Below are 12,494 nucleotides of genomic sequence, written 5' to 3' on the forward strand. Positions count from 1 at the left end.
GCATCTATGTCGGGGAGCTCTCCTACCATCTTGGTTTTGCTGCTGCTTCTCTACACCTACCTGGGCTACCCGCTGCTGCTGCGGCTTTTCTCCTGGCTCTTCGCCAACCCGCACCGCTCCGATAGCAGCCACTGCCCGGCGGTCACCCTGGTCGTCTCCGCCTATAACGAGGCGGGTGTGATGGAAGAGAAGATGGAGAATTCCCTCGCCCTCGATTACCCCGAAGGAAAGCTCACCATCATGGTGGTATCGGACTGTTCCGACGACGGTACCGACCTGATCGTTCGCCGTTACGCCAGCCGCGGCGTCCGGCTGGTGCGGGCAAGGGAGCGGCGCGGCAAGACGGCGGCGCTTAACCTTGCCCTGGCGGAAATCTCCAGCGAGGTGGTGGTCTTCTCCGACGCCAACGCCATGTACCGCCCGGACGCCATCCGCTACCTGGTCCGTCATTTTGCCGATCCCAAAGTCGGTTACGTGGTGGGAAACGCCCGCTACCAGGAGGAGAAGGAGACCGCTGCCGGGGGGATGGAATCGCTCTACTGGGACCTGGAGACGCAGGTCAAAAAGTGGGAATCGTCCTTGTGCTCGGTGGTGGGTGGAGACGGCGCCATCTACGCCATCAGGCGCTCTCTTTACGAGCCGCTCCTGGAGAGTGACATCAACGACTTCGTCAACCCTCTGCAGATCGTGGTGAAGGGGTACCGCGGTATCTTCGACCCGCGGGCGGTGTGCTTCGAGGAGCCGGCCGGCTGCTTCGAAAAGGAATTTTCCCGCAAGGTCCGTATCGTCAACCGCAGCTTCAACGGCGTACTGAGGGTCCGGCAGGCGCTGAACCCGTTTCGGGTCGGTGCCTTTTCCTGGCAGCTCGTGTCTCACAAGCTGCTGCGCTGGTTCTCCCCGTACCTGGTCCTCGTGCTGCTCCCCCTGCTGCTGCACGACGCGGTGGCGGGAGGGAGAAAACCGTTCGAGCTGGCGGCCTTGACCGCGGCGGCCGTGCTCCTCGCCTCCGCTGGAGTCGGCTGGTTACTGAGAAGGCGCGCCGGCGGCAACAAGGTCTGGTTCCTCCCGTGCTATCTCGTGCTCATGAACGTGGCTTCGGCGCTGGGGATCTACTACCGGCTGCGGGGGGGGACCATCAGCACCTGGTCGACGGTGCGGGACGGGTCGCCGGGTACCGGGTGCCGCCCGGGGAGGAGGGACTAATGTGCGGGATTGCCGGCTTTACGAGGAGCTGTGCCCCGGACGCGGACCTGGCGCTGCTGCGGCGGATGGGGGAAGCGATCCGCCACCGCGGGCCGGACGCGGCCGGTGAGCATCTCGACGCCTTCATCGGTTTCTCCCACCGCAGGCTCCGGATCCTCGACCTCTCTCCGCTGGGCGACCAGCCGATGTCGTCCCCCTGCGGCCGCTTCCTGATCGTCTTCAACGGGGAGATCTACAATTTCAGGGAACTGCGGCAGACGCTGGAAGGGGAGGGGGTGGTCTTCAGGAGTAAAACCGACACCGAGGTTATCCTCGCCCTCTATGCCCGGCACGGTGCCGGCGCCATCCCTATGCTGAACGGGATGTTCGCGCTCGCCCTGTGGGACCGGCAGCGCCAAACGCTGCTCCTCGCCCGTGACCGGGTCGGGAAAAAGCCGCTCTACTATTACCATGCCGGCGGCGACCGCCTCGCCTTCGCCTCGGAGATCAAGGCTCTGCTCTGCCTCCCCGGCATCCGTGCGGAGATCGAGCCGACCGCCATCGCCGACTACCTGAAGTACCTCTACATCCCGGCCCCCAAGAGCATCTACCGCAAAATCTACAAGCTCCCCCCGGCGCACCTTTTGGAGCTCTCCCTGGAGGGCGAACCGCGCCTTCGCGAGTACTGGGATGTCGACTTCGCGTCCACCTCGCGGGTTTCCGCCGCTGAGGCCGGCGAGGAGCTCCTCGATCTTTTGCAGCAGGCGACCTCCTGCCGGATGGTGGCCGACGTACCGCTGGGTGCCTTCCTGAGCGGCGGCGTCGATTCCAGCGCGGTGGTGGCCATCATGGCCCGCTCGGCGGGGAAAGGGGTGAAGACCTGCTCCATCGGCTTTACCGACCAGGCCCATGACGAGGCCCCCTACGCCCGCGAGGTCGCCGATCTTTTCGGCACCGATCATCACGAGTACGTGGTGCAGGAGTCGGTGGCCCCGACGGCGGCGCTTTTACCCCGCTTCTTCGACGAACCGTTCGCCGACTCCTCGGCGGTCCCCACCTACCACGTTTCCCGCCTGGCGAGGCAGCTGGTGACGGTCGCCCTGGCCGGAGACGGCGGCGACGAGGATTTCGCGGGCTACCGGAAGTACGCCGTCGAAATGAAGGAGGAACAGGTCCGGCGCCTGGTTCCCCCTCCCGTGCTCTCGCTGGTCCGGCTGGCCGCTTCCTGCTCGGACCATCCGCTCTTTCGCAAGGCCCGCTCGCTCTCGACCAGCGCGCTCTCCGACCCGGCCCGGGCCTTCTACCGGACCAACAGCTTCATCGAGGACGCCGAGATGGACCGGCTCCTCGCCGAACCGGTCAGGCGAAGCTGCTCGGGGTACGATCCCTGTGCCTACACCGCCCGCTTCTGGAACCGCACCGCCGGTGCCGACCATCTCACCTCCATGCTCTATACCGATCTCAAGACCTACCTTCCCGGCGACATCCTGGTCAAGGTGGACCGGATGAGCATGGCGCACTCCCTGGAGGTCCGGGCCCCCTTCCTCGACCACCGGATGGTCGAATTCGCCGCCCGCCTGCCGGGGAGGCTGAAGATCGCCTCGGGGAAGCAGAAGTTCATCCTCAAGAGAAGCCTCCACGGCGTCCTCCCCCAGCACGTGCTTTACCGCCGCAAGCAGGGGTTCACGGTGCCGCTGGCGGGGTGGCTTCGCCACGAGCTGCGGGGACTGGGCGAGGAGTCCCTGCTGGGGCGCCCCGAGCTGGGGGAGTACTTCTCCCTTCCCGAGGTGCGGAGGATCTGGGACCAGCACCAAAGCGGCCGGCTGGACCACGCGACCCTTCTCTGGACGCTCTTGATGTTCGCGCTGTGGCACCGGGAGTACCTGGGAGGCGGCCATGTTTGAGCTGGTCCGGGGAGACTTGCACAGGCTCAATGCCTCTTCGTCCGCGACCGTGCGCACCCTGGCCGCCGGGCTCTGCTCGCAGGGGCTGCAGGCGATCCTGGTCTACCGCTTCTTCAACTGGCTGCATCGGAACGGGATCCCCGGCCAGCCGCTGCGTCTTTTCTGCGAGCGCTTCATCGAGATCACCACCGGTATCTCGATCCCGGCGGCCTGCCGGATCGGCAAGGGGCTCCGCATCCACCATTTCGGCGGCATCGTCTTTCACCCCTCGGCAGTACTCGGGGAGAACTGCACGGTCTACCACGGGGTCACCATTGGGGACCGGGGGGGAAGCGGCCAGGCGGCGGTGATCGGCAACGGCGTGCTGATCGGGGCCGGGGCCAAGATCATCGGGGCGGTCAGCATCGGCGATAACTGCGTCATCGGCGCGAACGCGGTGGTCACCAGGGACATGCCGCCGGGAACCACCGCCCTGGGCGCCAAGTGCCGTCTCAGGTATCCCGACGGGAGCGTCGCATGAGGGAAACAACCGGTGACAAAGCGGGGGCCATCCGGGTCATGGAACTCCGGGGAACCTACAAGGGGGGGGGCGGCCCCGACAAGACGGTCCTCAACTCGGCGGCCCGCCATGACCCCGACAAGGTGGAGGTGCTGGTGGTCTACCTCCGCCAGCCCAAAGACAGCGAGTTCGCCATCCCGGCCATGGCGAAACGCCTCGGGCTCCGCTATCTCGACATCGAGGACGGCAGGCTCTGCGACCTCCGCTGCCTGCGCAGGCTGGCCGGCCTGATCGAGGAGCACCGGATCGAGGTGCTTCACGCCCACGATGACAAGACCCTCCTCTACGGGTGGCTCTTGAGCCTGGCGAGGCCGGCGCTCCGCATCGTCTGCACCTGCCACTCCCACGCGGTCCGCCGCCGGCAGGAGCTCCCGTCCCTCAAGCGCTTCCTCGCCTTCAAGGCGCGCCAGCGGGTGCAGATCTTCCTCATGCGGCGCTTTCTCCCGCCGGTTCTCACCGTCTCCTCCGACACCAAGAGCCGGCTGGTAGCTAACGGCCTCAAGCCGGACAAGGTGGCCGTCCTCACCAACGGGATAGACCCCGTAGCCTGGAGCCGCGGACAGGGATCGCCCGTGCTGCGGCGGGAGCTGGGGATCGGGCCGGGGGGATTGCTGGTCGGCACCGTGGCCCGCATCACGCCGGAGAAGGACCTGGGCACCTTCTACCGGGTGGCGGCGGCGGTGGTCCGGGAGTTGCCGGGGACGGTGTTCGTGGTGGTGGGGGACGGCTACGGGAACGAACTGGAGCTTGCCAGGCGCGAGGTCGCGAAACTTGGGCTTGCCGAGGTTGTCCGCTTCACCGGCCACCGCGAGGATCTGGCCGATGTCTACCTCTCCTTCGATCTCTTCCTCATGAGCTCGGTCAGCGAGGGGATGCCGAACACCATGCTGGAAGCGATGTCTATGGGGGTGCCGGTGGTGGCCACCCGGGTGGGGGGGATTCCGGAAGTGCTGGAACACGGCGTCGATGGTTATCTGGCCCCGGCCGGGGCGGTGGAGGAGCTGGCCGCCCACGTGGTGACCATGCTCCGGTCGCCCGCGTTGCGAGACCGGTGTGCGGCCCTCTCGCGCGAGAAGGTGGAGCGGCAGTTGAGCTTTGAGGCGCGGGTCAGGCGGATGGAGCAGTATTACGCCTGGTTTACCGGCCACGGTCCCCTACCGGCCCATGGGGCTATCCTGGAGGAGCGAAGCGATGGTGGCGAAAGAGATCTGGGTTATCGAGAGTGAGGGACGGGGCCGGGTAGGGGAGCCGATCACCGTTTCGGTTCCCCTGGCCAGGGGTGAATTGCCGCGGGGAGGGGGCGTGCAACTGCTCGATCCGCGCGGCGTGCCGTGCCCGGTTCAGTCGCAGGTGGTGGGGCGGTGGCCGGACGAGTCGGTAAAATGGCTCCTCTGCGACTTCGTGGCTAACGTCCCCGCCGCCAGCCGGGAAGTCTACACCCTGATCCCGGTCTCCGACCCCGCCCCCCTGCCGGTGGGGATCGAGATCGGCTCTGGAAAGGATAGCTGGCGGGTCGATACCGGGGGCGCCTGTTTCCTGGTCGACACCAAGCACCTGCTCCCCTTTGCCTCCTTTGGCGTTCCGGGCCTGCCGTGGCAGGACGGGGGCGACGGGCTCCGGCTGACCCTGCTCGACGGCCAGAGCTGTCCCGCCCTGGTCGAGGCCATCGGTCTCGAAACCCGCGGCGCGCTACGGACCACGCTGCGCCTGACCGGCCGTTTCCAGGAGCCGGCCCGGGCGCTCTTCAGCTGCCGCCTCCATTTTTACTCGGGGCGCAGCTGCGTCGGGATTGAGCTCACCCTCCTCAACCCATCGGCGGCCCAGCACCCCGGCGGCCTGTGGGACCTGGGGGATCCGGGCTCCATGCTGTTCAGGGAGCTCGCCTGGGTGTTCCCCTGCCCGGAGCAGGCATCCCCTGAGCTCGTGCTGATCCCCGAGCCGCAATCGCCCCCCATCTCGGCTGATGGCTCCGGAGCGCTCTCCATCTGCCAGGTCTCCAGCGGCGGGAAGATGCGGATCAGCCCCAACCACCGTGCCGCCGACGGCCGCTGCTACGCGTCTTCCCACGGCTACCTGGTAAATCGCGGGGAGAGCCTCCTTTATGAGGGCGAACGGGCCACCCCGTCGCTCTGGGTGGGGAGTGGGGAACACGGCGTGCTGGCGGTCATCCCCCGCTTCTGGCAGGAGTTCCCCAAGGCGCTTTCCGGCGATGCCCGCTCCCTCAAGGTCGCTCTCTTTCCGGATGGCTCCCCCGCGCCCCACGAGCTGCAGGGAGGTGAGCAGAAGACCACCCTCTTCACCGTCGATTTCGTAGCGGCACCCGAGCCCGAGCCCTGGCTGTGGGCACCCCTTTGCGCCCTGGTATCGCCGCAGAGCTGCCGGGACGCCGGGGTGCTGGCCGATCTTCCCCCCCTTTCGGGCGAGGGGGCCGACCTCGTCGACCGTTTCCTCACCTCTCCCGAGGAGCTGCTGGCCAGGCGCGAGCAGATCGACGAGTACGGCTGGCGCAACTTCGGCGAGGTCTATGCCGATCACGAGGCGGTCTATCACCGGGGCGAGCGCCCGATGGTCTCCCATTACAACAACCAGTACGACCTCTGCGGCGGCCTCTACCGGAAGTTCCTCTCCACCGGCGACCCGCGCTGGCAGGAGCTGGCCGCCGACCTGGCCCGGCACGTGCTCGACATCGACCTCTATCACACGAAGCAGGACCGTGAGGAGTACAACGGGGGGCTTTTCTGGCACACGGAGCACTACCTCCCCGCCGGCCTCGCCACCCACCGCACCTTTTCCCGCGAGCACCTCGAGGCCAGGGAACCGAGCCACTACGGCGGGGGGCCGGCCGCCGAACATTGCTACACCACCGGCCTCCTTTTGCACTACGTGCTGACCGGCAACCGCGACTTCCGCGATGCCGTCCTCGACCTCTCCGACTGGAGCTACCGCTCCCTCTCCGGCGGCACCATACTCGGCACCATCAAGAGGTCCCTCACCTACGTCGCGAACCTGCGCAAAAACTGCGGCGCTCCCTTCCCGCGCTATCCCCTGACCCGCGGTACCGGCAACGCCTTGAACGCCGCCCTGGACGCCTTCCTGGTCACCGCCGACGCCAAGTACCTGGAGCGCGCGGAGGAGCTGTTCCGCCAGGCGATCCATCCCGCGGACGACATCGTGGCGAGGAACCTCCTGGAACCGGAGGCGGCCTGGTCCTACACGGTGCTTTTGGCCGCGGTGGCCAAGTACCTGGACCTCAAGCAGGAGCTGGAGCAGTACGACGCCGGCTACGCCTTTGGCAGGGAAACGCTCCTCGCCTACGCCTCCTGGATGGTCCCCAACGAGTACCCGTACCTGCAGCGCCCGGAGAAGCTCGCCTATCCCAACGAGACCTGGGCCGCCCAGGAGCTCCGTAAATCGGCGGTACTCCATCACGCCGCCCGCTATGTCGATGGCGAGGCGCGGGCCTGCTTTCTCGCCAAGGCGCGCGAGCTGTCGGCTGCCGCGGTGGCGGACCTCGACCGCTTCCCGACCAGCAACTGCACGAGGCCGCTCGCCCTCATGCTGCAAAACGGCTGGGTGGCGCATGCCCTCTCGGTAGGCGTGTCCGCCGCCCCCCCGCCGGCCCCCGCGGTGGAGAGGGTCGGAGCACCCACCCCGACGCTCGGGCCGCTCTCGGTAAGCCGGAGGATCCTCTCCGAACTCGCTGCCGCCCTCAGGGAGACCAGCCTGAAGCGCGAGATGACCTGGCTCAGGGCGAGGTTGCGGTCGCGGAGCGGGACATGAGATCCTCCCTTGCCGCGACCTTCAGCCGGGCCCTGGTCCGGGCGGGGGGCGACGCCCTCTTCAGGTACCTCAACCGCGGGCGGCTCCTGGTGGTCATGTACCACGGGGTGACCGGCGCTCCCTTCGATCCCCCGGTCTGGACCCAGCTCCCGCAGGAGGACTTCCGGCGCCAGCTCCTGTTCCTGCGCGACCACTACCGGATGGTCGGGCTCCCCGAGGTGGTGGCCGCCTGCTCCGGCGGCTCCCTCCCCGAGCGTGCCGCCCTGGTCACCTTCGACGACGGCCTGAGGAACAACTTCACCACGGCCTTCCCGGTGCTCCGGGAACTCGGCGTCCCCGCCGCCGTTTTCCTGCCGGTGGACCTGATCGGAACCGGCCGCATCCTCTGGTTCGACGAGCTCTACCAGCTGATCGTCACCGCCGCCCGGGCCGACCTCCCGCTCGCGCTCCCGGACGGCGCCGCCCGGGAAGAGTACCGCGCGGGCCGCGCCTGGGAGGCCTACGTCTTAACCGTCGAAAAGCTCAAGCGGGCGGGGGAAGCGGCCCGGGACGAGGTGATGGCGACGCTGCGCCGCCTGGTGCCGCTTAAAAGGAGCGATTTCCCGGCCGACTTCGATCTCCTCGACTGGGACGAGGCGCGCGAGATGCAGCGTTCGGGGCTGGTCGGCTTCGGCGTCCACACCGCCACCCACCGTATCCTCACCGAGCTCGGGGAGGATGCCCTGGAAAGGGAACTGCTCCTTCCCCGGACCCGCTTCTGCCGGGAACTCGGACACGAGGCCGAAGTCTTCTGCTATCCCAACGGCCGCCCGGGCCTCGATTACCTCCCGGAGCACCAGCGCTTCTTGAGGGATTGCGGCTACCGTTGCGCCTTCACCACCGAAAACTCCCTCTTCGCCTGGGGGGGCGGAGATCCGCTGGGGATCGGCAGGGTGGCCGCGGGAAACGACGCCTCCTCCGAGGAGAACTTCTTCCGCCTGAAAACCTCTGGTGCCCTGCACCTGCGGGCCGAGGCGCGCAGGCTCGCCGTCCGGCTCACGCGATCGTTATCCCCTGAAACGGCCGGCCAAGGGAGCAAAGGGTGGGGGAGATCATGGTCCCTCTAGAGTGCGAGATCATTACCGAGGAGGACCGGCTTACCCGGATCGGGGCCCACTGGGAGACCCTGCTGGCCGAGCTGGGCGAACGGGGAACCCCTTTCATGACCCCCTCCTGGTACCACTGCTGGTGGGGGCATTTCGCGGCGGGAGCCCGCCTGAACGTGGTGGTCGTCAGGGAAGGGGAGACGGTGCTGGCGATCTGCCCCTTCATGAAAAGGCGTCTCTTCATGCACGGCCTCCCGGTCCGCGCCCTCAGCTTCATGGAAAACGGCAACTCGCTCCATAACGACCTCCTGGTCGCTTCCCGGCGGCGGGAGGAGGTGCTGGAGGGGCTGCTGGCCTTCCTGGAAGGGCGCGGGGACTGGGACGTGCTGCAGCTTAACAACATCCCGGTCTCCTCGCCGAACCGCGACGCGGTGGCCCGGCTGCTGGAAAAGCGGCGGCTTCGTCACCAGTTCCGTCCTTCCTTCGCCTCCCCCTTCGTGGAAGTGGCCGGGGAGTGGGAGCCCTTCCTGGCGGGGCGCCCGACCAAGGTTCGCAAGGCGGCCCGGCGCGTCACCAGCGGCATGAACCAGGCGGGAGAGTGGGAGGTGTGCGAAGTGGTGGGGTGGGAGGAGTTTCTCGCGGAGTGGAGCGGGGTGCGGGAGGTCGCCGAAAGGAGCTGGACCCATGCGATCGGCGATTCGCTGGCCGAGCCGGTCAACGCTTCCTTCTTCAGGGAACTGGCCCGCGCCGCTGCCGCCGAGGGGAGGCTTTCCCTCTGGCTGCTCAAGTTGAACGGCGCCACGGTGGCCTTCGAATTCCACGTGCGGGGGGCGCGCATCGAGTACGCCATGCGCGCCTCCTACGACGAGCGCTTCGCCTGGCTCTCCCCGGGGACCTTCCTGGAGATGGAGATCGTGAAGCGCCTCTTTCAGAGAGGCGGCTCCATCCGGCGCCTCGATCTCGGGGGGAGCTTCGACCAGTACAAGAGGCGCTGGTGCGACCACGCCACCTCCCACGTTTGCCTCACGGTCTTCAACGGCCGCCCCCGGGGCCGGCTGGCGGCCTTTCACGAGCTGGCAACGGTCCGGTTGGGGCGGGCCCTGCGGGACCGGGCCAGGAACTGGCGGCGCCAACGATAACGACGGAGGAACCATGAAATTGGTGAGGACGATAAAGAGGACCCTGTACAACGCCAACAGCGCGATCTGGTTTTGCTGCCACCTGCAACCCCGCAAGGCGGTGCTTCCAACCGGCTGCAGCGTGGAATTCAACGACCTCGACGGCGCCATCGCCTTTCTGCGCCGGCAGGCGGCCGAGTTCCCCTGGATCCTGGTCCCCAAGGAGGTGGAGGCGGCCCGGCGGTGGAACCACCACTATGCCCTGATCTGCAGCGCGGGCCAGATCGCCGGCTACATCAAGGTCGCCCGCCAGCGGGCGTACGTGGAGGACTTCGACCGCGAGATCACCCTGAAGGGGGACGAGGCGTTTATCTGCGACACCTTCATCGCACCCGAATTCAGGGGGGAGGGGCTCTCCAAGGCCCTCGCCGCGGCGACCGCCGCCTGGCTGCAGCGGCGCGGGGTGCGCTACCTCTTTTGCCACATACCGGAGTGGAATGTCACCTCGCTGTCGCTCTACCGGGGGCTGGGGTTCCGGGAGATCCGCAAGATCAGCCACCTCAGGCTGTGCGGCGTCCGTTTTTACAGCTTCGCCCCGGAAGCCGCACTCACCGCCGGGAGATCTCTCAATGGCTGACACCCCTCTCACACCGGGCGCCCGGCGCGAGGAGTCGCCTCTGACGCCGCAGCCCGAGTACATCGCGAGGGCCGCCCGGATGGGGCTCGGGGTCGCGGAACCAAAGAACATCCAACTGGTCGAGCTTTGACCGGAGAGGAAAAGGAGGATTGCCATGTATGGGGGCTTTTCCCTGGAGCTGTTGCGGCAGGTCCGCTGCCCTGACGACGGCGCGGAGCTCATCCTGGATGGGGCGGCGCAGGACCCGGTGACCGGCGGTGAAGCGCGCTGCAGACAGTGCGGTGCCCTTTACCCCGTTCGGGGCGGCATCCTGTTGCTGATGAGCCGGCACGAGGAGCTCAATCCCATCTGCGCGACCGAGATCGTGGCCCGCGACCGGGAGGCCGACATCTACCATAACTACTGCACCCCCGCCGGCGATTTCAAGGAGGTCCCGCCGACCCTGGCCATGCTCGGCCCGCTGGCCGGAAAGTCCGTGCTGGAGCTTGGGTGCGGCACCGGGAGGTACTCGGTGCGGATCGCCGAACAGGCCGCCGAGTTCCTCGGGGTGGACTATTCCCTGGAGTCGCTCAGGCTCTTGGCGCGGACCATGCCGCCGGGGAGGGGGGCCGGGCTGGTGATGGCGGACGCCACCAGCTTCAAGACGGCGCCCCGGCGCTTCGACCTGGTGCTCTCCGCCCAGATGCTGCAGCACCTCCCGACCGCCAAGCTGCGGGACGGCCTGTACCGGGAGATCGCGCGGCAGTTGCGGCCGGGGGGGCACTTCGTCTGCAACGCCTATCACTACCACCTGAGCGCGCGGCTGCAGGGGCTGCCGCGCGAGGGGCGGCACGAAAGCGGCATCTTCTACCACCGCTTCTCCGTTGGGGAGCTGGCCGAGGAGGTCGGCCACCACCTCGCCGTTTTGAAAGCGCACCCCATCTCGATCCACGTCCCCTTTTCGGGGAGGCTTTCCCTGGACGATGCCTGGCTGAGCCGCCGGCTGGAGAGGATCCCCCTGGTGAACGCCTTGGGCGAGCTGGTTCTTCTCAAGGCGCAGAACACGAACTGCAGCCGCACCTAGTGACGGCATCCGCGGAGGCGGTATGGACCTGATACGAGGAGTCGCCCGGGAGCTCTCCGGAAACCTGACACGCGAGCTTTGCCATCTGCGGGTACGCCCCTTTTGTGCGCTCGCCTTCCTGACCTACCGCTGCACCAACCGCTGCCGGACCTGCAACATCTGGGAGATGGGGGGAAGCCCGGCCGGCGAGCTCGACCGCGAGGGGTGGCTCTCGGCGGTCTCCCGGCTGGCCGGCCTCGGCGTCCGCTCGCTGGAGATCTTCGGCGGCGACGCCCTTTTGCGCAAGGACGCCATCTTCGACGTGATTGCCGCCTGCCGCAGGCTCGGGATCAGCAGCTACTTTCCGACCAACGGGAACCTGACCGACCACGATACCCTGGCCAGGCTGATCGAGGCGGGTCTCGACATGATCTATTTCTCCATCGACGACCTCGATGAGGCGCAGGACCGGGTGCGGGGGGTGGAGGGGAACTTCGCCAGCATCCGGGGTGCTCTCGATAGCTTCGTGGCGCTACGCGGAGAGCGGACGCTCCCGGGGCTCGGGATCGTCTGCACCCTGTCGCGGCTCAATTTCCGGAACTTCCCCCGCCTGGTGGAGTTCCTCGAGCAGTTCCCGGTCTCCGCCATCTATCCCCGCCCGCTGGCCGAGTTCAGCGCCGGCAATGTGGCCGCTTCCGCCCTGGACGGTGTGCTGCCGGAGCCGTTCTTCATGCCGGCCGACGGCGAATCGCACCTGATGACCCCGGAGGAGCTCCCCGAGTTCAAGGCGATGGTGCGGCGGATGCAGAGCCGCCGGAACCGCGTCTACGTCTGCTGGAGCACCTACTACGCGACGAGCGAGGCGACATTTTTGAAGGGGGAATATCCCCCCGCCGTCTGCCGGGTGGCCACCACCCTGACGACCATCAGCCCCAATGGCGATGTCTCCCCCTGTCCCTTCTACCGCGGCTACGTGCTGGGAAACCTGCTCCATGACGGCGCCGGGGAGATCTGGGGCAGCGCCCGGCACCGCCGTTTCATCGCGGCCCAAAAGGCGGGGGAGCTTCCCCTCTGCCTCAACTGCAACGTCAGCGCCTACCACAACTCGTCGCTGGCTGCCACCGCCAAGTACTACCTGCTGCGCGCCGCCGAAAAGAGCGGCGTCTACCATCGTTTCTAGGAGAACG

General features: G+C 67.5%; 11 protein-coding genes. All 11 read left to right on the plus strand.

Annotated elements, in window-relative coordinates:
- Positions 1-30 precede the first annotated feature (30 nt).
- Genes ACYVL5_RS04330 through ACYVL5_RS04380 form a run of 11 tightly spaced genes read left to right on the plus strand, consistent with a single transcriptional unit; the run spans position 31 to position 12,487 of the window.
- On the plus strand, positions 31-1,203 hold the full coding sequence (locus tag ACYVL5_RS04330) for a glycosyltransferase family 2 protein (protein ID WP_460594331.1): 1,173 nt from the start codon (positions 31-33) through the stop codon (positions 1,201-1,203).
- Complete coding sequence (asnB, locus tag ACYVL5_RS04335) at positions 1,203-3,086, plus strand: asparagine synthetase B family protein (RefSeq protein ID WP_460594332.1); 1,884 nt, start codon at positions 1,203-1,205, stop codon at positions 3,084-3,086. Before ACYVL5_RS04330 ends, asnB begins: the two co-directional genes overlap by 1 nt.
- A complete protein-coding gene (locus ACYVL5_RS04340; RefSeq protein ID WP_460594333.1) occupies positions 3,079-3,606 on the plus strand; it encodes a serine O-acetyltransferase in 528 nt (175 codons plus the stop codon). The genes asnB and ACYVL5_RS04340 overlap by 8 nt, the downstream gene beginning before the upstream one ends.
- A complete protein-coding gene (locus ACYVL5_RS04345) occupies positions 3,603-4,871 on the plus strand; it encodes a glycosyltransferase family 4 protein (RefSeq protein WP_460594334.1) in 1,269 nt (422 codons plus the stop codon). Before ACYVL5_RS04340 ends, ACYVL5_RS04345 begins: the two co-directional genes overlap by 4 nt.
- Positions 4,837-7,425, plus strand: coding sequence for an RIFT barrel domain-containing protein (locus tag ACYVL5_RS04350; RefSeq protein ID WP_460594335.1), 2,589 nt, complete (start codon positions 4,837-4,839; stop codon positions 7,423-7,425). The genes ACYVL5_RS04345 and ACYVL5_RS04350 overlap by 35 nt, the downstream gene beginning before the upstream one ends.
- Complete coding sequence (locus ACYVL5_RS04355; RefSeq protein ID WP_460594336.1) at positions 7,422-8,531, plus strand: polysaccharide deacetylase family protein; 1,110 nt, start codon at positions 7,422-7,424, stop codon at positions 8,529-8,531. The genes ACYVL5_RS04350 and ACYVL5_RS04355 overlap by 4 nt, the downstream gene beginning before the upstream one ends.
- Entirely contained in the window at positions 8,519-9,649 is a 1,131-nt protein-coding gene (locus ACYVL5_RS04360; protein ID WP_460594337.1) for a GNAT family N-acetyltransferase, read from the plus strand. The genes ACYVL5_RS04355 and ACYVL5_RS04360 overlap by 13 nt, the downstream gene beginning before the upstream one ends.
- A gap of 13 nt (positions 9,650-9,662) precedes the next feature.
- Positions 9,663-10,265 (plus strand): GNAT family N-acetyltransferase, encoded by a 603-nt coding sequence (locus ACYVL5_RS04365; RefSeq protein WP_460594338.1) that lies wholly within the window; start codon positions 9,663-9,665, stop codon positions 10,263-10,265.
- On the plus strand, positions 10,258-10,395 hold the full coding sequence (locus ACYVL5_RS04370) for a hypothetical protein (RefSeq protein WP_460594339.1): 138 nt from the start codon (positions 10,258-10,260) through the stop codon (positions 10,393-10,395). Before ACYVL5_RS04365 ends, ACYVL5_RS04370 begins: the two co-directional genes overlap by 8 nt.
- Positions 10,396-10,419: 24 nt before the next feature.
- On the plus strand, positions 10,420-11,328 hold the full coding sequence (locus ACYVL5_RS04375; RefSeq protein ID WP_460594340.1) for a class I SAM-dependent methyltransferase: 909 nt from the start codon (positions 10,420-10,422) through the stop codon (positions 11,326-11,328).
- Positions 11,329-11,350: 22 nt separating this feature from the next.
- Positions 11,351-12,487: a radical SAM protein gene (locus ACYVL5_RS04380; RefSeq protein WP_460594341.1), complete on the plus strand. Its 1,137-nt coding sequence runs from the start codon at positions 11,351-11,353 to the stop codon at positions 12,485-12,487.
- Positions 12,488-12,494: the final 7 nt, after the last annotated feature.

Source organism: Geomonas sp. Red276 (genome assembly GCF_054784495.1).